The sequence below is a fragment of the Marinicella meishanensis genome (assembly GCF_019931145.1).
In the GTDB taxonomy this organism is placed as follows: domain Bacteria; phylum Pseudomonadota; class Gammaproteobacteria; order Xanthomonadales; family Marinicellaceae; genus Marinicella; species Marinicella meishanensis.
The window spans coordinates 156657-179928 of sequence record NZ_JAIOUV010000001.1; the positions used below are offsets into that span (position 1 = coordinate 156657).

The window sequence follows — 23272 nt, forward strand, 5'->3', positions numbered from 1 at the left end:
TCAGGGTGTTGAGAATCCAAGGGGAATAACCATGTCTAATCCATACATCGAGCAACTGAAATCACGCAACCAAGCCAACCAACAGGCCAAGACCATCAAAAAGCGCATCCGCTATTTACAGCGGGAATGGGTCAGGGCTTCCTTTCAAGGCGAAGAAAAAATGGGCTTGTGCCACAAGATCATGAAACTGATTCAACAAGAGCGGCACAAGATCAACGAACTGCAGCAGTAACCCCAATCAAGGGCGCTGGCTCAGCCCAGCGCTTGTTGCCAGTCGGCGATCAAATCATCGATGTGTTCAATGCCCACAGATATGCGGATCAAATCTGCTGGTGTGGTGCTGGCCGGGCCTTCAACCGAGCGCCGATGCTCGACCAGGCTTTCCACCCCGCCCAGTGAAGTGGCTGGGGTGAAACAATGCATGCGGCTGATCAAAGCCAGCGCCTCGGTCTGCCCTTGTCCCAGTTGGACCGACAACATGGCACCGCAACCGGCTGGCATTTGGCGTTGCGCCAATGCATGCTGTGGATGGCTGGGTAAATCAGGAAAGTGCACTTGTTTAACGGCTGGGTGGGCGGCCAAAAAAGTGGCCAGTTGTTGGGCGTTGCGGACCTGTTGTTCAAGCCGCAGTTTCAAAGTTTTGATGCCACGGGTGATCAGCCAGCTGTCAAACGCAGAAGGCACCGCCCCACTCAAATTTTGGATGTTGGCCAAACGGGCCACGAAATCTTCCGGCGTGTTGGCCCCCACCACCAGCGCCCCACTGAGCGAGTCTGAATGCCCACCAAAATATTTGGTGGTCGAATACATCACCGCATCGGCGCCCAATTCAAGCGGCCGTTGCAACAGCGGTGTGCACCAGGTGTTGTCCACCACACACAGCGCATCGTGGCCATGTGCCAAATCGGCCACGGCTTGGATGTCAGTGACTTTTAACAAGGGATTGGAAGGTGATTCAATCCACACCAAGCGGGTGTTCGGTCGCAGTGCCGCTTTGACCGCAGCCAGGTCGGTCATGTCCACTTGGTCATGCGACAAGCCCCAATTGATGAACAACTCGCCCATGGTGCGGCGCAATTCATAATAGGCGTCATCCGGCACAATCACATGATCACCTGATTGCAATGATTGCAGCACGGTGTTGATCGCGGCCATGCCCGAAGCAAACGCAAAAGCCCGACTGCCACCTTCGATTTGGGCCATGGCCGATTCCAACAATTGGCGGTTGGGATTGTGTTTGCGGGAATAAATGAAGCCACTGGCAAAACTGCCATCGGCCTCCCGCCGAAAGGTGGTGGACGGGTGGATGGCATTGGCCACCGCCCCGGTGCCATCGTCTTTGGGTTCGGTGGCCTGGATGGCCAGGGTTTCAAAATGGGCTTTTTCAGTCATGGGATGGGCTTTTATGAAAATTCAATTATTGTAATGGACCACATCTATAAACAGAAGGGTGAAACCATCCAATCAAACTTTTCTTCATCATCCTCGGGCTTGACCCGGGGATCCATATAATTTTGGATATTTGGCGTCCTTACAACCACATATCCATTTTGTTTATGTGATTTGACTAAGTAGCAAGTAAAATTTCAGAGTAATATGACTGAAAAATAAATCCCACTGCTTCAAGCCTAAAAATTGGAGTATCAACAAATCGAAAGACAGGTCCACTACTCTTGCCTCCAAGTAATGATTTATCTTTGATAGAAACCAGATCTACTTGCATAGATTCAAGTAAATAACTGTATGCCTCATCCAATGAAATACCCTGTGGCCAAGAGGAATTTTACATATCAAATTGAATCATTGAAACGTCTTCTTTGATCTCAGTTACGCCACAAAAAAACGAAACAAAATCCGATTTTATTGGAGAGGTTTCCTCATTCCTTCCTAATCCTGGATATCCGCCACAAATAAATCGATCACCTTTCTTTAATCTATTGGGAGGCCACTGTGTTGTGGCTGGATATGTGGCGCCTGCTTGGTTGAGGGTGATTTCAGAAATTCTGAATGTGGCCAAATCTGATTCTTTTTGTCTGGATATTAAACAATCCTCTAAATCAATGGTAGCTCCTCCAATCTGACACTCTGTATCAATGAACAGTCTTTTACTCGTTAAATGCCCTACATACACATGGTCATTGGTGATAACTATGATTTGGTTATTGATTTTATTGAATGTCATGGTTCCACTGGCAATAATTTGAGATCCTATCTGTCGAACACCAGTACTCCAAAAAACATGACATGTAGGGTATCTGGCCAAGTTTCTTAATTGCTACAGATATCCTTTTCTCTCCAGTTCATCAAGTTTTGTGATAGATTCAAGGTCCATTAACGAAGTATCTATGACTTAAGTTCATTGAGCAAATTAATTGTAAATTAAAAAATGGATCCCCGGGTCAAGCCCGAGGATGACGAAGCCGAGAGATTTTCCATGAATTTAGACAAACTGAAAGACGCTGAAGCGCAATTTTTGCAACTGTATCCATTGGGGTTTGACGACCCTGAGATGGCAAAAATCGGCAAAAAGCACCAAATGTCACAGCGCATTGAACAATGTCAAAGCGCATTTGCTGAACTCGAATTCAACAAACCCCACATCATCGTGGACAACATGATCAAACAAGTCAGCCGTTCTTCCATGGTGTCGATGTTTGAAAAGCCCAAATTCAGGGATTGGGCCAAGTCCCTTCCCGGTGGCGATGTCGATCGTTTGAGCGAAGCCCTGTATGAACAACTCCATGGCAACCAGCAGCAGGGGTTTGATGCCATGTTGGACTTGTTGCGCCAGCAAAAACTGGCCAAGTGGTCCTTAATGACCATCCTGCCGAATTATGTCAAACCCGATGATGAGGTGTTTGTCAAACCCACCACCGCCAAAGGTGTGATCGCCCATTTTGAATTGCCTGATCTGGTTTACAAACCGCAGCCCAGCTGGTCATTTTATGCCGAATACCGGGCCCAGATTCTGGCCATGAAACAACACGTCGATCCCACCTTACAACGCAGCAATGCGGCATTTTGTGGGTTTTTGATGATGAGTATGATGTGAAGCGCGGATTTTTACGGTTGCTTCAGGCGGTGGCTTCATGGATGGTGCCACAGGACCAACACAAGGCAAATTGACCTTCGTTCTGCTCCCCGCATTGGGGACAATCCCAAGCCGGATGTGACAGGTCGTCATCCGTTTGTGCCAAGCGGCTTGCTCGCAAGGGTTGCAACAAGGCTTTGGCTTCGGCCTCATCGCGATCGCGGTGGATCCACAGTTCAGGCCAGGTTTCGGTGAACGGCACCTCACCGGCCAGGTTGCCGGAGAATTCATTTTTGAGGAAACAAGGAATGTTGGCCTCTTCCAACACATTTCGGGCTTGCACCACCCAGGTGATCATTTCATCGACAAAGACTTTTTTCATGCTTTTATTTTAGCAAAATTTCATCCTAAAGGGACAAGGCCGCCAACAAATCGGCGCGGTACTTTTTCGACACCGGCACCACCTGACCATTTTTTAAACACAACTCAGTTGACTCTTTGGCATTCTTATGCAGTTTCTGCACATGGGACAAATTGACGATGAATGATCGGTGCACCCGCAAAAAACGCTTGGGGTCGAGGGATTGGGCCACTTGCGCCATGGTGCCGCGATTGGACAACACCCGATCAGGGGTTTGAAAGTAGACATAGTTGCCACCGGATTCAACGGTGATGATGTCGTCGTGTTCCAGCCAAAACACCCCGTGTTTGTTTTTCACCTGGATCCGCTGCTCGGTCTCGGTCAGTTTGCCGTTGTTTTGTTGGGCCAAATAATGGCCATAGGTGGCCAGAATCAGCACAAAGACAAAATAGGTGACGACGTCTTTGCGGTATTCGTACCACAACTCAAGGCCCCACTGGCCAAAATCATAGCTGTCCCCAAGGGCCCAATAAATCCCATGACGCATCAGCACCATCAACACCACATGGCCGATGGAAAACACCACTGAGGCCAACAAATGCCACAGCACATGGCGTGGCCAATTGCGGTGCAGCAAGGGCCAACGGCGGTGCCAGGCAAACACCCCAAAGTACAACAACCAAAAACTGAACAGGCTGGAAAATTCCCAGGCATACGGCTGCCATGCCTTGAATGGCACCCCGTTGCGGCTTAAATCGGCCGTCACGGTGAGGCTGTTGTTGATCGCGAACATCACCCCCAGCGCCCACACCACCAACCAAAACTGCCACCATGCGCGGGTGTTGAACATCGGTTGGCCCGCAGCTTGAGGTTGGCTTGTAACTGGCGGTTGGCTCATGCCTGGCGCCATTGGTCCCTGAGCCAAGGACGTTCGTCCCAAGTCGCTGGATGCAGGAGACTTGGCCCGCTAAGCTGGCGGTTTATCAGAACCACAGAAGGAGACACCACAACATGAGCAACTATGATTTAACTGGGCACGACCAACCGGGCAGAAGGCATGATTTGGACTGGTTGCGGGTGGCGGTGTTTGCCTTGTTGATTTTTTACCATGTGGGCATGCTGTATGTGGCTGATTGGGGCTACCATTATAAATCACCTCACCAATCCTCGTGGCTGCAAAGCGTGATGATTCTGGTCAATCAATGGCGTTTGCCGTTGTTGTTTTTGATTTCAGGCATCGCCATCCGCTTCTTCCTCAGCCGCACCACGGTGGCGCGATTCATTGGCCTGCGCACCCTGCGTTTGTGGGTACCTTTGTTGTTTGGTATCTGGGTGGTGGTACCCCCACAGCTGTACATTGAGATGCTCAGCAAAGGCGATTTACCAGCCATCAGTTACGGCGATTTTTATCAGGCTTTTCTGGATTTGTCACACCCCTACTTTGTCAATTACCCATCGGGCATCTTTCCCCATGTCGATGTCAACCACCTGTGGTACATCCGTGAGCTGTGGTTTTTCTCCATGTATCTGCTGTTGTTGTCTGGCATTTGCCATGCGCTTAAATTGATGCCCTGGTTGTGTGCACCGTTTCGCCGCTGGTCGATTTGGCCCTTGTTTGCCGCTTTGGTACTGCTCATGTCGCTGTTGCAATGGCTGATGTTTCCTGACGATGCCGAGGGTACCCGCAAAGCCTTGGGTTTCAGTTTTCTGTGTTGGGGCTTTTTGCTGGGCTGGGAACCGCGTTTTTGGCAACAAGTCAGCCGCCACCGCCATCACTTCTTGCTCCTCGCGGTGGTCGCTTATGCGGGGCTGATCAGTTACTACCACCGGCATTATCTGGCCGGACATGAGGCCCCCAACGGTGTCTGGTTTTTGTTGGAACGGTTGCTGGTGTTTGCCAACCGCTGGGCCTGGATTTTTGCCATATTGGGCCTGGCCCACCACCACTGCAACCGCAACCACCCGTGGCTGCGGTATTTGAATCAAGCGGTGTATCCCTATTACATTTTGCACCAGACCCTGATCATCGTGGCCGCCTATGCCTTGCGGGACTTCGGTCCGGTCTCCCAACCGTTGCTGGTGATTGGGCTGACTTTTGGCGGCTGTGCGCTGGCTTATGAAATCATTCGCCGTTCGGCGGTGTTGCGCTTGTTGTTTGGCTTGAAAATCGGTCAAGCACCCAAACCCTGATCACAGGTCTTTCAATGCCAGGATGCCCACTTTCAACTTTTGGTAATCATGGCCCAACAGTCCCTGAAACGGCACCCGGCTGATCCATTGCATGCGATTGGCTGTGGTGCGCAAGGCATCGATCATCGCCGCATCGTGACCTTGCATGAACTGTTCGATGGCGGACTGGAAGAAGGCCGTGTCGTTGACAAAAAAACGGGCTGTGGAGTTGACCAGCAACAACACATCACGGGCTTGGGCTTCGGCCACCGACATCACTGTCAAGGGATCGTCTTCAAAATCAATGAAGGCCACCGACAAGGACTCGGCGTCCTGTAACAACAGGTTGCGAATAAAGGCTTGAGACAGGTATTGGCCTTGTTGGTGCACGGCTTTGATGGCCTGCAGACAAGCCTGGAACAAGGCCTGACGTCGTGGCTGTTCGGTGCGGGGGTTTTTCATGGCTCGAATGATCGAGGTGCCGACGTCTTTGATCAACAACCAATCATCGGCATGGGCCACCAGGGGCGCCACCGGGACGCCGGCTGCCATCAAAGTTTGGAGGCGCTTGACTTCATTGGCAATCGCCGCCTGACCGCCGGGTTGTGGCACCGCTTTGAGCAACGGTAAACGCAGCAACCAACTGAACAAGTTCAAGGCATGGTAGCGAAATATCCCGCGCGCCGGGGCGGCTTTCTTCAGCCAGTAAGTCCCCGCCGTCGTGGTCAATTGCACCACCCGGTCGGTGGCTTCCATGGCTTGTTGCCAAGTGGCGGCATCGATGCCCAGTGGTTTGATGATTTCATTCCAGTCCGTTTGCTTCATGGGCGATATTGTACTGAGAATGAACACAGGATGAAAACAAAGGATTATAATGACCTGACAACAACCCGACATGACGGGGGGTTGTCGTGTTGCAAAGCGGTTGGGCCTGGGACAATGGCCGAACTTGAAAAACATCGGAGCACCCATGATTTTACGCAAACTCAGATTACAACGGGGTTGGTCACAAGAGCAGGTGGCTGAACTGACTGACTTGTCGGTCAGAACCATTCAGCGCATTGAGCGCGGTGGACAACCCAGTTTGGAGTCTGCCAAAGCCTTGGCCGCTGTTTTTGAAGTGGACATCAACACTTTTCAACCCAACACAGGAGATTCTTCCATGAACGACCATCCCCAACGCATCATCGATGCCGAAACCGATCCGAACACCGACCACAATGGTGCGGGCGCCCAAGTCACCGCCGAAGAAGAAGCGGCCATCAACCACGTCAAAGGCATCAAAGAATTTTACGGCCATTTATTCATGTTCGCCGTGTTCATGCTGGCGTTTTTCATCACCGGCAAGTTTGATCACCCCAAAATTCCCTGGCTGGTGCTGGGCTGGTTCGCCGGTTTGGTGATCCATGGCCTGGTGGCGTTTGAGTTCTTTGGCTCATTTGGCACCCAATGGGAAAAGAAACAAATTGAGAAAAAATTGGGGCGCAAGCTCTGAACCCAACGAATGAAACCCTTTGGCACCCATCAACCGTCCGCCGCCATCTCGCGCCAGGTTGATTGGTGCCAACGCTTGCCCGCCAATTGGCTGGGCAAAATCACCGCGGCTTGCTTGCGCAGTCGGGTGCTGCGACAAACCGACACGGCATTGGATCTGACCTTGGGCGAGATGCGATTGCGTTGTCACTTACACGACAGTCAAGCCGAGCGCAGCGTGGTTTTTTTCCCGGCCGGCTGGCATCAACAAGAACGCCAATGGTTGCTGAACGCCTTACCTGCAGAGGGGGTGTTTATTGACATCGGAGCCCATGTCGGCATCCATGCCGCGCTGGCGGCAACGGTGTTGAATCGGTTGGGCACGGTGATGGCCATTGAGCCTCACCCAGCTGCCTTTGAGCGCATGCAATTCAATCTGGCAGCGACCCGGGAGGGGCTGCAGGAAAAACCACGGATTGAAACCGTGGCGGCAGCGGTTTCAGATGAGTCCGGCCCAGGCCAGCTGTTCCTGCACCCAGCCGACTTGAGCCTGGCAAGCTTGTTGTCCACGCCATCAGCTGAATCACACATACCGGTTGCTGTCGAACCCTTGCTGAGTCTGGTCAAAAGCCAAAACCTGTCGCGGGTGGATGTGATCAAATGTCACAGCAATGGCACCGAGGATCGGGTGCTGGTGCCGTATTTGTTGGATGCGCCGCACCACCTGCTGCCCCATGGTTTCATCATCAACCACCAAGCCGAAAGCTGGACCCTGGACCTGCTGGCCATGCTGCAACAACGTGATTACCACATCACGGCGCAAACCAGTCAAAGCTTGTTGGCGCAGCTCAGACAACCGATCGCTTACCAAGCCAAAGCCAAAAAGTACAAGCAGGCCATACCAGCGATTGGTTAAGACTTGATCTTGACGGGCAAACCTTTGTCTTCGCCGGGTTTGCGGGCCCTGAGGTAAACCAGTTCATAGGTCGCCGGATAAAGCCCATCGGCGGTGCGAAATTCAGCGAAGTGTTCAGTCAATTGCTTGATCACTTTGGGTGAGGTCAAACCTCGCGGTCTTTGGTGGTCAACGTTGTGCGCACCGATGTTTTTCAGGTCCCGCATCAGGTCCACCACATTGGCATAGGTCATGGTAATGAATTCGGAATCGGCGATCACCTCGGTGAAGCCTTGTTGCAGGGTCAAATCCGCGATTTGGGCCGCTGGCACGAATTGATTGACGTGCGGTTGGTCATCGATCTGAGCCCAAGCGGTTTTCAATTCATGCAAGGTGTGTTCGCCCATGGTGGTCAAATGCAAGAAGCCACCGGGTTTCAGGGCCCGCTTGATTTCTTGCAAGACGGTGGTTTCATCACACCATTGCAGCATCAGATTGGAAAATACCAGGTCACAACTTTGCGCGTGCACGTCGATTGCATGGGCGTCGGTGACCCGACCCTCAACCTGTGGCCCGGCCGGAACCTGGGCAATCATGGAAGGGGCAAAATCAGCGGCGATGATTTGCGCTTGCGGGTAACGTTCTAACAATTCAGGCACCGCCCAACCGGTGCCGCAACCCAAGTCCAATATTTGGCCCGGCTGCAATTGATGGTCATCATCCAGGCGCTCCAACAAACGCGACAAGGACTCTTTTTGCAACACCGCGTGTTGTTCGTATTGTTTCGCGGCGGCATCAAAAGCCGCTTGAATCAATGGGTGCTCTAAACTCATGGCTTGGGGTCTAAGATTTGGTTGGTGACCAGGGCAGTCAATTCCTCGGCTTGTCTGATGAACGGGGCATGCCCGGAACCTCGCATCAACTGGTGCTGGCCGCCACACATTTCTGCCGCCTGGGCCATGGCCGCTGGCAACACCAAACGATCGCGCCGACCACTGATCCATAATGAGGGTGGCTGCAGGTTTTTCAATGCCTCAGTCAAATCGGCCTGTTGCAACAAGGCCAAGCCGGCAGACAATGCCTGGGTGCTGGGCAGGGGCCGTTCGAATACTTTTTGTTGCAGCACCCTGAGTTGGCCGCGCTCGTCATCCACACCCATGACTTCCAGTGCCAGAAAGCGTTGTATGGTTTTTTTCACATCCAGTTGCAGCTGGGCGGCAAATTGTTGCAGCACCGCCTGCTCGGTGCCGTGAGGCCAATGATCACGGCGCACAAAGCACGGGGTGGCACACAACATGATCAATCGTTCGACGCAGGCCGGATGCCGCAAGGCCAGGTTCAGTGCCAACAAACCACCCATCGACCAACCCAACCAAGTGCCCGTGGGTAACTCAGCAGCCTCTGCGGCCAGTTCGGCCAGGTCCACAGACAGCCGTTCCTGGTGGTTCAAACCATGACCCGGCAGATCAATCAGGTTCACTTGAAAATGCCTTGACAGGTCGGCTGACCAATCATCAAACAAATGGGCATTCATGCCCCAGCCATGCAGCACATTCAGGACCGGCCCTTGGCCTTTGCTGGCAACGATTTTCATGTTTGTTGATTCTGCGCCGTCGAAAAAGCGCACATTATAGCCAAAAACCCAAGCCACCACAGCCCTGGCAGCGGTGCGGTGTATGCACAACAGAAAAAAATTTGGCGCGATTGCCTGGGTTTTTGCGCATGGCAAAGTAGAACCGGCCAATCAAATCAGTTCAGGGCATCGCTGTGGCGGCGGCACCGGGTGCCAGCCTGTTGGGGAATGGGCAGTCAGCAATCACACCCAGTCACCGCAGGGTGCCCGAATTGTCAGCAGCCGATGAAGTTGAGGTTACTGCATTTGACTGATCAGCCACGCCCGAGCTGCGGTCCACAGGCGATTGACGGTGCGGGCAGAGGTGTTCAAAGCCATCGCCGTCTGCTCCACATTCAAACCGGAAAAATACCGCAACTTGACGACATCCGCCATCATGGAGTCTTTTTCTTCCAGTTGCGACAAGGCCCGATCCAAGGCCAGCACCTCGCCTTCGAAACCATCTTCCAAGGCGACGTTGATGTCGCCGGTGTGGGGGGCATTGGCACCGCGTTTGAGGCTGGCTTTGGCCCGCGCTGATTCAATCAGGATGCGGCGCATGGATTCGGCCACGGCGGCAAAAAAATGCCGTTTCGAATTCCAGTTCAGGTTGGGTTGATTGACCAGTCTCAGGTAGGCTTCATGCACCAAAGCCGTGGGGGTCAAGGTGTGGTTGGCCCGCTCGGCGTGCATTTTGGCCTGGGCCATGCGGCGCAGCTCCACATATATCAGGTTCAACAACTGATTTTGTTTGTCCGCATCACTGATGTCATCGCGAATCAGCAAAGCAGTGACTTGGGATCGGGTCTGGTCAAGCGAGTCCATGGTTTTATTGTAACGCAGCCCGAGATAAAAATTATGCGATAATCAATGACAATGAGCGAGAACGAGAACAACCGCACAGATTCGGCCGATCCCGATTGGGACCTGCAATGGGACTTGTTTGATCAAATCATCAACGCCGCTGCCGACCAACAAGATCAAAAGTTGGCCGAGATCAGTGCCCGGCACCCTGACTTAACCGACTCCCTCAAAGCCTTGTTGGACTCACATCGCACCGCCTCTTCGGTGCTGGATGAGCCGGTGGCTGGCTTGGATTTGAGTGACGAACCGGCCATCCCCCAGCAAATTGGTGGTTATGAGATCATTCGGCCGTTGGGCGCTGGGGGGCTGGGCGATGTCTATTTGGCGCGCAAAGCCGAAGAAGATTTTGAGCATTTGGTGGCCCTGAAAATGGCCCCATCCGGCCGTTACTCCAGCATGGTGTTGAACAGTTTCAACAACGAACTGCGGATGCTGTTGAGCCTCAACCACCCCCACATTGAACGCTTGTACGAAGGCGGTGTGTCAGCCGACAACATCCCGTATTTGGTGGTCGAGTACATCGATGGCCAACACATCGACCAGTATTGTGACCAAGCCCGGCTCAGCGTGAAACAACGGATCCGCTTGTTTGTGCAAATTTGTGAGGCGGTGGCCACCTTACACCAGTCACTGATCATCCACCGCGACATCAAACCCAGTAACATCATGGTGGACCACAGCGGCACCGCCAAACTGTTGGATTTTGGCCTGGCCAAACTGGAAGACCTGGATGCCAGCGAAGAAGTCACGGTCTCCGGTTACATGATGACCCTGGCCTATGCCAGCCCCGAACAAATCAGGGGCCAGACCATCACCACCGCCAGTGACGTGTATTCGCTGGGCCTGTTGTTGTATTACTTGTTGAGCGGTCAATTGCCCTATCAAATCAAAAACAATGACCTGGCCGAGGCCAGTCGGCAGATCACCGAGAAAGTACCGCCCCTGGCCAGCCAAAACATCTTGGCCTCAGCGGTGATCAACCAACAACAAGGTCAGTTGCGCAAACAATTGTCTGGTGAATTGGACGCCATCCTGGCCAAGGCCATCCACAAAGACCCCGAGCGGCGTTATGCTTCGGCCCAACAATTGGCCGATGATTTGGGGCGCTACCTGAATCACCACCCCATCAAAGCCCGCCCAGACCGGATTGGTTACCGCATCAAAAAATTCACCCAGCGGCACACCGCCGGGGTGGTGGTGTCGATCCTGTTTCTGGGGTCCTTGTTGTTGTTGACCGGCTTGTTGTTCAAACGCTCTGAAGAACTCAGTGCCGCCCTGCTGGCCACCCAACAAGAACAACAACGGGTCAGCGCCGTGACCAACTTTTTGGTCGATGTGTTCAAGGTGTCTGATCCCTTGTTGAATCAATCGGACATCGTCAATGTCAAGGACCTGCTGGATTATTCCACCCAACAGCTGCACCAACAATTCAACCAAGAACCGGCCACCAAAGCCCGCTTGTATGAAACCTTGGGGCTGGTTTATCTGAACATGAGTGACGTCACCCAAGCCGAATCCTTGTTGGATCAGGCCGCGGCTTTGGCCTACGACAAACAGCCGCATGAGGCCCTGGCCACCGCCATGGTCCAGGCCGAATTGCTGTTGCGCAAAGGGGATTTGGGTCCCGCCCTGGGCCTGCTTGAACAATTCCATCAACAGCACCCCCAGGCCAACATCGATGTCAGCACAGCGATGAAGTTGGGGCTGTTGACCGGGACCTTGCAGTACCAACTGGGGCGCAGCGATGCCGCCATTGCCACCTTGACCCAAGCCGAACAAACCTTGAACCAACAACAACCAGACAGCGGCCTGTTCAAGTTGCAGCAGTTGCAAGCCGACATCAATCACCTGTTGGGCAACGTGTATTGGTCCACCGGTGATTTTGCCCAGGTGGCGGTGCACTACCAAAGGGCCTACAACAGCAATTTGGCGCGTCTGGGGCCCGATCACCACAGCACCTTGAAAAGCCTGTCGGCCTTGGGTGTGTTGGATTATGCCCAGGGTCAATTTGAACCGGCTTTGAGTAAACTTTCGCAAGTGGTGCAATCGCGCCAAGCCCATTTGGGCAACGACCATTTCCTGACCGCCGACGCCCACAACCGCTTGGGTGCCACCCACTATGAATTGGGCGATCTGAAGGCGGCTGTGGCGCATTATGACTTGGCGTTGCAAGGCTTTGAGGCCAGTGGCCTGAAAGATTCGGTGAAATACACCCGGGTCTTGAACAACCTGGGTTTGGTCAAACGCCTGCAAAATGAATCGGCCGCGGCGGCGGCTTTGTTCAGTGAAGCCTTGCGCATCCAGACCCAAATGTTGGGTGAGGGCCATCCTGAATTGGGCGCCATGATGCACAACCTGGGGCTGACCGCTTACGACCAGGGGCAATATGCCCAAGCGTTGGATTGGTTCACCCAATCCTACACGGCCCAACACAACGCCCACCAACTGAGTCATGTGCGCATCGCCTATGCCATCACCAACATGGCCCGCATGCAGGTGTTTTTGGGGCAGTTCGATGAGGCCAAAGGGTGGCTGGAAACCGCCCTCAAGCTGCGCACCGAGCAGTTGGGTGAAGACCACTTGTTGACCGCGGTGACTTGGATGGTGCAAGCCGAATGGGGCTTGGCCAACGACCAGCTTGAGCTGGCCCTTGAAGCGGCCCAACAGGCCTTGCGCATCCGCTCGGCACAGCTGCCTGAAACCGACCAACGGGTGGTTTACGCCCAATTGTTTGTCGACAGCATGACCGCCACCCAGCCAGAGCAACAACGGGCAACGGCCTGCCTGTTGCGGCCTTTAAAGGCCGAAATGGGCGCCGAACACCCCACCTATCAAGCGCTGCAAGCCCGCTTGCCTGCGGTCAGTGCCGCTGATTGTCCTGAATCTGAGTCGGACCAACCGGTGTCTCCCACACAGCGGTTGTGAGGCCTTCAGGCATCGGCTAAAATCCAAGGGTTGATCAACCGAGACCCCATGTCCCACACTCGACACAGACATTTGGATTCCTTGCGCGGGGTGGCCGCCATGGTGGTGGTGATTGTGCACTTCATGGCCTCTTTCCTGCCGTTTGTGATCTTCGGCGACCAACCCAAATCAGCCAGCCACTTGCCGACCTTGGAAGCGTGGTTTTTTTACCCACCATTGGGCTTGTTGGTGGCCGGTCAACTCGCCGTTTCGGTGTTTTTTATCCTCAGTGGCTATGTCTTGAGCCTGCGCTACCTGGGGCAACCAGTGGGCCTGGCCAAAACTTTGGAAATGACCGCCAAACGGCCCATTCGCCTTGGTGGCCTGGTGTGGTTTTCCATGTCGTTGTATGCCTTGTTCTGGTATTTCGGTTGGTTCCAAAACACCCCTGCAGCCACCCTGACCGGTTCTGACTTGTGGCTCAGTTTGTGGTGGCAAGGTGAACTGGATTTAAAGGTTTTCTTCACCGACCTGTTCACCCAGTCATTCAGCCAGGGTACGGTCTACAACAACCCCTTGTGGACCATTGGCTATGAACTGTATGGTTCCTTGTTGGTGTTTGCGTTTTTGCTGTTGTTCAGTGCCTTCAAATACCGTTTCTTGGTGTTGCTGTTGTTGGTGTGGCTGTTCTATGAAAGCATGCTGGTGGGTTTTTGGTTGGGTGCCATCATGGCCGATATCCAACGCCGCCAGTGGTTACCCATTGACATCAACCCCCGCCTCAAACAAGCCGCCTTGGCCTTCGGTGGCTTGCTGTTTTTGTGGCTGGCAGCTTACCCTTTTTACTTGCCTGCCGAACTCAAAGCCCAAACCATTTATTGCTGGCTGCCCAGCGGTTTCAGTTTTGGTCTGGGTTATCCGATGCTGGCCGCTTGGTTGGGCTTCACCCTGGTGTTGTACAGCCGCTCCATTCAACGGTGGTTGAATGGCCGCAGCTTGCATTACCTCGGTGACGTTTCTTATGCCTTGTATGTGATGCATGTGTTCGTCATCGGTACTTGGTGCTCTTGGTTGATGGTCCAATTGCACCCATTGATGTCCTATGGTTGGGCTTTCACATGGGTGCTGCTCACCGGTATCCCATTGTGTCTGCTGCTGGCCCATTGGGTCACCCGCTGGGTCGATGGCCCCGCGATCAAACTGGCCCGGTGGTTGGGTTATCAAGTCAAACAACTGGCCGAACGGCCGGTTTTGCAAAGCCCGTTCCAATGGGTCGAGCGCCACCTGTTGCGTCACCCACAGCTCCCTGCTTCTTCAACCCCTAAAAATCATGAATCAGCACCTGAAAATTAACTACCTCGAATTGCCAGCCTCTGACCTGGATCTTACCAAAGCGTTTTATGCCAAAGTGTTCAACTGGCAGTTCACCGATTACGGCCCAGAATACACGGCCTTCAGCCACGAGGCCGGTCTCGACGGTGGCTTTTATGCCTCTGATTTGAGTGCCCAGCCCGCCAACGGCAGCGTGTTGGTGGTGTTCTACAGCAATGACCTGGAACAAACCCACCAAGCAGTCATCGCCGCGGGCGGGGAGATTTGTCAGGACATTTTCAGCTTTCCCGGCGGTCGCCGCTTTCACTTCAAGGATCCCAGCGGCAATGAGCTGGCGGTGTGGTCAGAGTGAGGTGAGCATGCGTTTTGAACCCATCACCTTAAGCGGCAATCATGTCCGTTTGGAGCCCCTGCAAAGGGATCACCTGCCCAGCTTGGCCCGCGCCATCGAAGACGGACAGTTGTGGCGCCTGATGGTCACCAGTGTGCCCCACCCCGATCAATTGCCGTCGTTTTATGAGCAGGCCCAAGCCGACCAACAAGCCGGCACGGCCCTGGTGTTTGCCACCATCGATCAAGCCACTGGAACGGTGCTTGGCTCCACCCGCTTCATGCACACCGATTGGGGCCATCAACGCACTGAAATTGGCTTCACCTTTTTGGCCCAAAGCCATTGGCGCACGGCCATCAACACCGAAGCCAAACAACTGATGCTGCAACACGCTTTTGCCGGGTTGAACTTCAATCGGGTGGCTTTTATGACCGATCATTTAAACCACCGATCTCGCAACGCCATCTTGCGCCTGGGGGCCAAACAAGAAGGCATCTTGCGCCAACACATGGTGATGGCCGACGGCCGCATCCGCGATTCGGTGGTGTTCAGCATATCCCAACATGAATGGCCCGGGATCAACAGCCTGCTGCAGGAAAAACTGGGCAACTGAAGGGCGACTGCTTGATTGTGACCATTGGAGCCTGTACAGTGGTCATTCAGTTGGTATTAACAGACCTTTATGAGCCACTTCAGAACAGCCCAAGCCAGCGACTTACCGGCCTTGGTACACATGTTGGCCGACGACCCTTTGGGCGCCCAACGAGAAAATCCCGCGCTGCCGCTGGACCCCGCCTATGTGACCGCCTTTGAACACATCGACCGCGACCCCAACCAGGAATTGGTGGTGGTTGAACAAGACCAAAGGGTCATCGGCATGCTGCAACTGACCTTCATTCCATACCTGACCCACTTGGGGTCCTGGCGCTGCCTGATAGAAGGGGTGCGCATCCACCGCAACCACCGCGGTCAGGGCTGGGGACAACAGTTGTTTCATTGGGCCTTTGAACGGGCCCGGGAGCGGGGTTGCCAGCTGGTGCAACTCACTTCGGACAAACAGCGACCGGCAGCCATCCGTTTCTATGAATCACTGGGGTTTGTGGCCAGTCACGAAGGGTTTAAGTTGCGCCTGGCTTGAACCATCGCTTAAGGGGCTGCTTGTTTATCGCGCAAAGCCTGTTGCATGGCAGCCAACAATTCAGCGTCATTAACCGGATCCAAGTGCTCGATCACCCCTTGCATGTCGGCCACCGAACGGTTCTGGTTCAACTTGAATTTGCCGCGCACCTCGGTGATGGTGATTTCAATGCCCACAATCGCCTGTAACATGGCGGTTGGATACTCAGGCTGCCATGGCTGCGGCTGCGTCCGTTCATGTTGTGCGGTTAAGTCATTGACCAACTGTGACAGGCGATCGGCCTCTTCGAACATCTGGCATCGACCCCAGATGTGCACCGCTTGGTAGTTCCAGGTGGGCACGCTGTTGACCGCATACCAAGTCGGTGAAATGTAGCCATGTGGCCCGCTCAAAGTCACCATCACTTCTTGTCCAGCCAAATCCTGGTGTTGCGGATTTTGCTTGGCCAAATGCCCGGTCAAGGTGCCGGCTTTGGCCGCATACAAAAAGGGCAGGTGGGTGCTGAATAAGCGGCCCTGATGGGAGGAAATCAATTGGCCAAAACTGTGGTCACGAATGAACCTGTCCAGGGTGCCTTGGTCACCGACGGCAAACGCTTTGGGGCTGTACATGGAGGCACCGATTCACTCGAAATCATCGGCAAAGATCAAATCGACAAAGGGTTGCACATCGACTTGCCACACCTGCTCAAATGTCGGCAGGGTGCCATGTTGGCTGGGATCAACCACCGCAGAATTGTCTTTGACTTCGACCTTCACTTCCACCATGCCGACAGAGACCGGCGTGTACTGAAAGGTTTGGTTGATTGAAGAAGAGTTGGTGCTGCCTTGGCTGACACCGCCTACCCGCCAGGTGACTTGTAAGTCGTGGGTCGGTTGTAAGGTTTGGATGGCGAAATTGATCGGCATCGACACCGTGGCTGTTGGGTTGGGGTTGGCCGGTATCGGCGAATCCGGTTCAATCAAACTCAACAAGCCGCCATTGGCATAAGGCACCGCATACAGGCGTTCCACATAAGCCTCCTGACACACCTCACAAAAGCCAAAACCCAAAAACTGCATGTTGCAGGCATTCTTCGGTCGGTACATGCCTGAGGACAGGTACCGGGCCCCTTCAAACAAGCCCACATCTGAGTCGAACTGTGCGGTTTCTGGCGTGGGCACCGGGGTGGCCCCATCGATCAGGTAATTCCACTTGATGTTGTTGCGCACCGTGACATCGGTGACATTGGCTTCACACGGGGAGGTCCCTGAAATGTCGCTGCAGGGTGGAAAACCTGGAAAAGGGGTGTCGTATTCGTCGGCCAAACCGGTGAAACTGTGACCGTATTCATGGATGAAAATGTCGTCGGCCAAACTGTTGGTGGAAAAGGTGGAAATGAAACCACCTGCGCCGCCGTATTCACTGTCGTTGACGATCACGGCAATTTGGTCCCAATCCGGACTGGCCGCCGCCGCGGTCAACACCTTGGAGCTGTTGATGGTCAACAAGCGCTGGATGTTGCTGGTACAAAAAGTGGCATCAAATGCAGTGTTGACCGACGAAGCGGGATTGAAACAGGGCGCCGGTTTGTCGGCACCTGATTGGCTGCTGGCGGTGAACAAGCGGTCAAAACTGACAAAGCTGGCATAGTTTTGATACGGCACGAAGGTCAGCATGTAGGTGATCACCGAATTGACGTCGTTGTTGAAGGCGCTTTCTTGGCCACTGGTGTAGCCATCACCCATGAACAGCAAATTGACCCGATTGTCGGTACCGCCATTGGGGCTCTCGAGGTACACCTGAGGGCCTTTGTGTTGGGCTTCACGAACCAACTGTTGGAAATCAAAATCGGCTTGATCCCCGGCCAAACTGGTTGGTAATTGTAAGCGGTCTACTTGGCCTTGCGCAGCCCGCACCACAAAAGCAAATTCTTCATTGACCAGAACCTCACCGTCGATGTGGTCATGGCCATGGAACTCGGCCCGGGTGATCAAGGCTTGTGACAAGGACACTTCACCGACCGCTTTACCCTGGGCATCCAGCAACAGCACATTGGCATGTTGCGGATGGAGCGTGGGGTCAAACTGACGCGGTGGCAAATCCACAATCTGGTGATAATCAGAAACCAGGCCATCAGCCGCGGACCAGCGCAACACCAAGTAATCGGTCGGCTCAGACCAGACCGCCGTTGAACTCAAAATCGCCGCGATTGCGCACCACATACGTTTCATCAGACACTCCTTTTGGTATGGATTGATTGGCCTGAATGGCTGCCCAGGGTAGACCAGCCTATTCAAGTATTAAAGATTATACCGCAGCCCAAAACAGCCCCACAATCTCCTTGAACTTTATTTGCACCAGAGATGATGCATTTGTTTACAATCGGCCACCCTTGACTGTGTTAATCTGAAGTCACTGGGTGGGCCTTGCCCACCTTTAACATCAACAGAGGAGCATCACATGAGTTTAGAAGCACTGATCATCACCCTGGTAGTGGGTGCGGTGGCTGGCTGGTTGGCCGGTATTTTAATGAAAGGCAAAGGCTTTGGCCTGGTCCCCAACATCGTCATTGGCATCATCGGCGCCTTCGTCGGCGGCTACGTGTTTGGTTTGTTGGGTGTCTCCCTGGGCGGCGGACTGGTCGGAGCCATCATCACCGCCACCATTGGCGCCATCGTCTTGTTGCTGGTCATCGGGGTGTTGAAAAAGGCAGCCAAGTAGCCTGCCAGAAAAATCTGTTTGGGGTGCCTGCTGAAGCTCAGCCAACGCCTTCAATCGGCCTTAACCGGGCGCCCCAACAAAAAGCCCTGGACATAACGACAACCGAGTTCGGCCAAACACTCTTTTTGGGCAGCGGTTTCCACCCCTTCGGCAATCACTTGCAAGTTCAACTCCTGGGCCATCAACATCATGATCTTGATCAGCGAAATGTCGGTCTGTGAATCGGGCAATTCCTTGATGAAACTGCGGTCTATTTTCAGCGCGTTGAATTGAATCTTTTTCAGCTGTGAGAGGTTGGAATAACCGGTGCCGAAGTCATCGACAAAAAAGCGCATGCCGTGCAGGTCGCGCTGTTGCACCAGGCGGGTGATGTAGTCATTCATGTCAAACATGACATTCTCGGTGACTTCGACCGCCAGTTGCGAGGGGTTGATTTGGGTGCGTTTGATTTGTTCAATCAAACAGGCCTCAAACGACGGGTGCATCAACTGCTTGGGTGACACATTGATCGACACGTATTCACCTTGGTCACAACGCTTTTGAATGAACTGCACCGCTTGTTCGATCACCAATTCCCCCAAATGCAGGATCAAATCAGACACTTCGGCAATGGCGATAAACTCCGAGGGACTGACCGAGCCGAACACCTGATCATTCCATCGGGACAAGGCTTCATAACCGACGACTTGGTCGTTGTGGCCATCAACAATCGGCTGAAAATGCACTTCCAACTGTTTCGACTTGATCGCATCGCGCAGATACACGTCCATCTCCAGTTTGCGCTTGATGGTGTTGGTGTAAGCCTCCTCGTAGAATTGATGGCCGCCGCGGTTGTTTTTCTTGGCCACGTACATCGCCGCGTCGGCGTGTTGTGCCAGGGTGATCACGTCCTGTCCGTCTTCCGGGAAGCTGGCGATGCCGATGCTGGCATTGATGAACACCCGGTGCTGGTTGGAATCGAACGGCTGCTTGAGGATACGGAATATGTTCTTGGTGACTTTCTCGATTTCGGCCCTGTCCTGGTAATCCACCAACAACATGAATTCATCACCACCGACCCGGGCCACGCGGCCTTGGTCTTTGATCACCTTGACCAGGCGGTTACCCACCGCTTTGATCAGGGCATCACCCACCGGGTGGCCATAGCTTTCATTGATGAACTTGAAGTCATCCAGGTCCAAAAAAATCATGGCAAATTTTTCACCGGCATGGCTGGCCCGATCGATGAACTCAGTGGCTGCAGTGGTCAATGCCGATTTGTTCATCAACTCAGTGACCGGATCGACATTGGCCATCCAGGTGAGCTTTTCATGCACGTTTTGCAACTCTTGGGTGCGGTCTTCGAGGATCAACTTGAGTTTGCTGTTGGCTTCGTTCAGTTCTTTTTCATACCGCTTCATTTCGGTGATGTCGGTGATCACCCCACACAAGACCCCACCCAATTTGTCGTCTTGGAACACCATTTTTCTGACCATCAAGTTCAGCCGATTGCCCCCTGCATCGGTCATGCTTTCTTCGCTGACGATGGCCTCTGAGGTGGCGTAGGCTTCTTCGTCTTTTTGCTTACAAACTGCGGCTTCTTCGGCTGGTAAAAACTCATAATCTATTTGTCCCAACATTTCATTGCGGCTGCGTCCCATCAAATGACAAAAGGCGTCATTGACCAAAATGAGGCGGTGCTTCTTGTCTTTGACAAATACCGGGGTGGGTAATGAGTTGATGATACTTTCAAACAACGCGGCTATTTTCAAGCCTTGTTGCAACACATCATGTGCGGGCTGCTCAGCCACGATGCGGCAACCTCGGCAGTTTTTGTTTGACCAGGCGTTCGGCCCGGGCCATGTTAACTTGATCCAACGCCTCAACGCCAACCGTCAGATCCGACAGAATCTTGGCCTGGATCTTACCCCGGGCAAAAGCCTGGGCATAAGGGATCAGGTGAAACATCACCATCGAGTAGCGCGGGATGAAGTAATCCGGCAAGCGCCGCTCCAGCTCAAAAGCAATGGCTTTTTTCAAATGAAATTTTGGGTCATTGACCGTGGCCCGCATCTCCACATAGTTTTCCAGGGCCATGTCGGCGATGGCATTGGAGTTGTCCATGCGGCTGTCTACAAAGGCTGGAATGGCTTGCTGCCAGTCATCATCAAACCGGGTCAAGGCTTGTTCCATGGCCACGCAGTCTTCAAAGCCGGCGTTCATGCCTTGACCATGGAACGGCACGATGGCATGCGCCGCATCGCCGGTCAGCACCGCCCGCTGGTAATGCCAATCCTGACAACGGATGGTGCCCAGGTAACCGGTGGGATTGTTGAAGTAATCATGCACCAGATCCGGGATCAGGGGTTTGGCATCGGCAAAGAATTGATCAAACAAGTCATGCAAGGCCGCCTCATCGTTGATCGAGGCAAAACTGATCGGCCCCTCATTGGGCATGAACAAGGTCAGGGTGAAACTGCCATCGGGATTGGGCAAGCCAATCATCATGTAATCACCCCGGGGCCAAATGTGTAAGGCTTCTGGTTCCAACTGAAAGCCACCATCGGCTGCGGGCGGGATGGTCAGTTCTTTGTAGGAGTGGTCCAACAGTTCCGCCGAAAAAGTGGTTTCCTGTAAGTCCTTCATCGACTGCCGCACCTGTGAGCCACCGCCATCGGCTCCGATCAAATAATCATAGGCCACGAAGATGTTTTCTCCAGTGGGCTGATTGATGACGGTGCACTGGTTTTGTTCGAAATTTATCGCGGTGCATTCGTGTTTGAAATGAAAGGTCACCTGACCGGTGGCTTCAGCGGCGTCTCGCAACAAACTGACCAGGCCGGCACGCGACACCGAGTAAATCACTTCCTCGGGTTTTTGACCGTAACTTTGGAATTTCAATTGACCGGCTTCATCATGCAGCATGCGCCCTTGCATGGGAATCAACAATTCATTGACCTGGTCCATCAGACCCAAGCGGTCCAAAGCATCGATGCCCCGATTGGCCAGTGCCAGATTGATCGAACGGCCGGCCGAAATGGCTTCTTTGCGGATGTCTGGCAACTGCTCGTATACGCTGACCCGATAACCCCGACGGGCCAGGAAAATGGCTTGCATGGAACCGACCAAACCGGCCCCCATGATGACAATGTGTTGTGGTTTTGCTGTGCTCATAAAGCGGCCTCCAGGATCTCCACAAAGCGGTGACAATCGGTGAAACGGTTGTACAAAGGCACCGGCGCCACCCGGATCACATTGGGCTCACGCCAGTCACCGGTCACCCCGGCGGCCTCTATGGCAGCAAAGATGGCCTGGCCACTGTGCTGTTCGGTGGTGATGGTCAAAGACAACTGACAACCACTCAAAGGGTCATCCGGGGTGATGATTTGGACCTGCTCAGGCAAGCGTTGTTGCAACAAAAACCGCATGTAAGCGGTTAATTGCTTCGATTTGTCGCGAAGTGCATCGATACCGCCGGCTTGTTTGAAGGTATCCAGGGAAGCCCGAATGGCCGCCAGTGACAGGATCGGCGGGTTGGACAACTGCCAGCCTTCGGCCGATTGGATCGGCACAAAGTGATTCTCCATTTTGAAGCGGGTGGCTTTGTCGTGCCCCCACCAACCGGCAAATCGCGGCAAATCGGGGTTGTCGTGGTGTTTCTCATGCACGAAACAACCGGCCACCGAACCAGGGCCAGAGTTGAGGTATTTGTAGGTACACCAAGCGGCAAAATCCACCCCCCAATCATGCAGTTGCATGGGGATGTTGCCGGCCGCATGGGCCAAATCGAAACCGACTGTGATGTGGTGGTGCTGGGCCGCATCGGCAATCGCTTGCATGTCAAACACCTGTCCGGTGTAATACTGCACCCCAGGCAGCATGATCAAGGCCAGCTCATCGGCGTGTTCATCAATGGCAGCCAGGATGTCATCCAAGCGCAAGGTTTCCTCGCCTGCACGGGGTTTGAGCAAAACCAGCGATGCCGCCGGATCGTGGCCGTGGAATTTGATTTGTGATTCCACCGCGTAGTGATCAGAAGGGAAGGCATGGTCCTCGATCATGATTTTATGCCGCTTTGCTGTGGGCTGGTAAAAACTCACCATCAAGAAGTGCAGGTTGGCGGTCAATGAGTTCATGCACACCACCTCAGCCGGTTTGGCGCCAACCAACTTGGCCGATTCTGCGGTCAGGAATTCATGGTAGGGCATCCACGGGTATTCGCAGTCAAAATGCCCTTTGACCCCCAAAGTTTGCCATTTGTGCAGTTCATCTTGCAGGTAGCTGGCCGTGCGTTTGGGTTGCAGACCCAGTGAATTGCCACACAGGTAAATTTCTGCTTGGTCCGTGCCTTTGATGGTGGGGATGTGAAATTCATCGCGCATGTGGGCCAGGGGATCGCGTTGATCCAACTGCTGCGCAAACCCCAAATGATCTTCAAAATCCATGTTTAAAATGTCAATGAAAGGCCAATCATTATAAA

The 23272-nt window shown here is 53.6% G+C and carries 24 protein-coding genes; 11 read left to right on the top strand and 13 right to left on the bottom strand.

Features of this window, described 5'->3' with window-relative positions; translation table 11 throughout:
- The first annotated feature begins 31 nt into the window (after positions 1–31).
- Entirely contained in the window at positions 32–232 is a 201-nt protein-coding gene (locus K7G70_RS00665; RefSeq protein ID WP_223786661.1) for a hypothetical protein, read from the top strand.
- 20 nt (positions 233–252) lie between these two features.
- On the opposite strand, the gene K7G70_RS00670 is transcribed toward K7G70_RS00665, so the two are convergent.
- Entirely contained in the window at positions 253–1392 is a 1140-nt protein-coding gene (locus K7G70_RS00670) for a trans-sulfuration enzyme family protein (RefSeq protein WP_223786662.1), read from the bottom strand.
- A gap of 391 nt (positions 1393–1783) precedes the next feature.
- Positions 1784–2182: a S1 family serine peptidase gene (locus tag K7G70_RS00675; RefSeq protein ID WP_223786663.1), complete on the bottom strand. Its 399-nt coding sequence runs from the start codon at positions 2180–2182 to the stop codon at positions 1784–1786.
- A 252-nt stretch (positions 2183–2434) separates the two neighbouring features.
- Between K7G70_RS00675 and K7G70_RS00680 the strand changes: the two genes are divergently transcribed.
- Positions 2435–3052, top strand: a complete 618-nt coding sequence (locus K7G70_RS00680; protein ID WP_223786664.1) for a hypothetical protein — start codon at positions 2435–2437, stop codon at positions 3050–3052.
- 22 nt (positions 3053–3074) lie between these two features.
- Here K7G70_RS00680 and K7G70_RS00685 read toward each other — a convergent pair whose 3' ends face one another.
- Both K7G70_RS00685 and K7G70_RS00690 read right to left on the bottom strand, forming a co-directional pair.
- A complete protein-coding gene (locus tag K7G70_RS00685) occupies positions 3075–3413 on the bottom strand; it encodes a putative signal transducing protein (RefSeq protein WP_223786665.1) in 339 nt (112 codons plus the stop codon).
- A 25-nt stretch (positions 3414–3438) separates the two neighbouring features.
- Positions 3439–4290 carry a LytR/AlgR family response regulator transcription factor gene (locus K7G70_RS00690; RefSeq protein WP_223786666.1) on the bottom strand — a complete coding sequence of 284 codons (852 nt, stop codon included), beginning with the start codon at positions 4288–4290 and terminating at the stop codon, positions 3439–3441.
- 113 nt (positions 4291–4403) lie between these two features.
- Between K7G70_RS00690 and K7G70_RS00695 the strand changes: the two genes are divergently transcribed.
- Positions 4404–5582, top strand: a complete 1179-nt coding sequence (locus tag K7G70_RS00695) for an acyltransferase family protein (protein WP_223786667.1) — start codon at positions 4404–4406, stop codon at positions 5580–5582.
- Here K7G70_RS00695 and K7G70_RS00700 read toward each other — a convergent pair whose 3' ends face one another.
- The gene (locus tag K7G70_RS00700) at positions 5583–6386 is read right to left on the bottom strand and encodes a protein kinase family protein (RefSeq protein WP_223786668.1); all 804 of its coding nucleotides are present in this window, start codon (positions 6384–6386) and stop codon (positions 5583–5585) included.
- A gap of 145 nt (positions 6387–6531) precedes the next feature.
- Between K7G70_RS00700 and K7G70_RS00705 the strand changes: the two genes are divergently transcribed.
- Entirely contained in the window at positions 6532–7056 is a 525-nt protein-coding gene (locus K7G70_RS00705; protein ID WP_223786669.1) for a helix-turn-helix domain-containing protein, read from the top strand.
- Positions 7057–7065: 9 nt separating this feature from the next.
- Positions 7066–7950 (top strand): FkbM family methyltransferase, encoded by an 885-nt coding sequence (locus K7G70_RS00710; RefSeq protein WP_223786670.1) that lies wholly within the window; start codon positions 7066–7068, stop codon positions 7948–7950.
- Here the strand turns inward: K7G70_RS00710 and bioC are convergent.
- The 3 genes from bioC to K7G70_RS00725 all read right to left on the bottom strand — a co-directional run bounded on the left by bioC (position 7947) and on the right by K7G70_RS00725 (position 10366).
- Entirely contained in the window at positions 7947–8762 is an 816-nt protein-coding gene (gene bioC / locus K7G70_RS00715; RefSeq protein WP_223786671.1) for a malonyl-ACP O-methyltransferase BioC, read from the bottom strand. The genes K7G70_RS00710 and bioC overlap by 4 nt on opposite strands.
- Positions 8759–9523: a pimeloyl-ACP methyl ester esterase BioH gene (gene bioH, locus K7G70_RS00720; protein ID WP_223786672.1), complete on the bottom strand. Its 765-nt coding sequence runs from the start codon at positions 9521–9523 to the stop codon at positions 8759–8761. The genes bioC and bioH overlap by 4 nt, the downstream gene beginning before the upstream one ends.
- 276 nt (positions 9524–9799) lie before the next feature.
- On the bottom strand, positions 9800–10366 hold the full coding sequence (locus tag K7G70_RS00725; RefSeq protein WP_223786673.1) for an ECF-type sigma factor: 567 nt from the start codon (positions 10364–10366) through the stop codon (positions 9800–9802).
- A 51-nt stretch (positions 10367–10417) separates the two neighbouring features.
- Between K7G70_RS00725 and K7G70_RS00730 the strand changes: the two genes are divergently transcribed.
- The 5 genes from K7G70_RS00730 to K7G70_RS00750 all read left to right on the top strand — a co-directional run bounded on the left by K7G70_RS00730 (position 10418) and on the right by K7G70_RS00750 (position 16110).
- Complete coding sequence (locus K7G70_RS00730) at positions 10418–13330, top strand: serine/threonine-protein kinase (RefSeq protein WP_223786674.1); 2913 nt, start codon at positions 10418–10420, stop codon at positions 13328–13330.
- 48 nt (positions 13331–13378) lie between these two features.
- Entirely contained in the window at positions 13379–14662 is a 1284-nt protein-coding gene (locus K7G70_RS00735; protein ID WP_223786675.1) for an acyltransferase family protein, read from the top strand.
- Complete coding sequence (locus K7G70_RS00740) at positions 14640–14993, top strand: VOC family protein (RefSeq protein ID WP_223786676.1); 354 nt, start codon at positions 14640–14642, stop codon at positions 14991–14993. Before K7G70_RS00735 ends, K7G70_RS00740 begins: the two co-directional genes overlap by 23 nt.
- Positions 14994–15000: 7 nt before the next feature.
- Positions 15001–15585 carry a GNAT family N-acetyltransferase gene (locus K7G70_RS00745; protein ID WP_223786677.1) on the top strand — a complete coding sequence of 195 codons (585 nt, stop codon included), beginning with the start codon at positions 15001–15003 and terminating at the stop codon, positions 15583–15585.
- 69 nt (positions 15586–15654) lie between these two features.
- The gene (locus tag K7G70_RS00750; protein ID WP_223786678.1) at positions 15655–16110 is read left to right on the top strand and encodes a GNAT family N-acetyltransferase; all 456 of its coding nucleotides are present in this window, start codon (positions 15655–15657) and stop codon (positions 16108–16110) included.
- 8 nt (positions 16111–16118) lie between these two features.
- Here K7G70_RS00750 and K7G70_RS00755 read toward each other — a convergent pair whose 3' ends face one another.
- Together K7G70_RS00755 and K7G70_RS00760 are read right to left on the bottom strand one after the other, a co-directional pair.
- Entirely contained in the window at positions 16119–16721 is a 603-nt protein-coding gene (locus K7G70_RS00755; protein ID WP_223786679.1) for an FMN-binding negative transcriptional regulator, read from the bottom strand.
- A 12-nt stretch (positions 16722–16733) separates the two neighbouring features.
- Positions 16734–18323, bottom strand: a complete 1590-nt coding sequence (locus K7G70_RS00760; protein ID WP_223786680.1) for a M64 family metallopeptidase — start codon at positions 18321–18323, stop codon at positions 16734–16736.
- 229 nt (positions 18324–18552) lie between these two features.
- On the opposite strand from K7G70_RS00760, the gene K7G70_RS00765 reads away from it, so the two are divergent.
- Positions 18553–18813, top strand: coding sequence for a GlsB/YeaQ/YmgE family stress response membrane protein (locus tag K7G70_RS00765; RefSeq protein ID WP_223786681.1), 261 nt, complete (start codon positions 18553–18555; stop codon positions 18811–18813).
- Between the two features lie 50 nt (positions 18814–18863).
- Here the strand turns inward: K7G70_RS00765 and K7G70_RS00770 are convergent, their stop codons facing one another.
- From K7G70_RS00770 to kynU, 3 genes are read right to left on the bottom strand one after another with little or no spacing between them, the layout of a single operon-like run.
- On the bottom strand, positions 18864–20603 hold the full coding sequence (locus K7G70_RS00770; RefSeq protein WP_223786682.1) for a sensor domain-containing protein: 1740 nt from the start codon (positions 20601–20603) through the stop codon (positions 18864–18866).
- On the bottom strand, positions 20596–21966 hold the full coding sequence (locus tag K7G70_RS00775) for an FAD-dependent oxidoreductase (protein WP_223786683.1): 1371 nt from the start codon (positions 21964–21966) through the stop codon (positions 20596–20598). The genes K7G70_RS00770 and K7G70_RS00775 overlap by 8 nt, the downstream gene beginning before the upstream one ends.
- The gene (kynU, locus tag K7G70_RS00780) at positions 21963–23237 is read right to left on the bottom strand and encodes a kynureninase (RefSeq protein WP_223786684.1); all 1275 of its coding nucleotides are present in this window, start codon (positions 23235–23237) and stop codon (positions 21963–21965) included. The genes K7G70_RS00775 and kynU overlap by 4 nt, the downstream gene beginning before the upstream one ends.
- Positions 23238–23272: the final 35 nt, after the last annotated feature.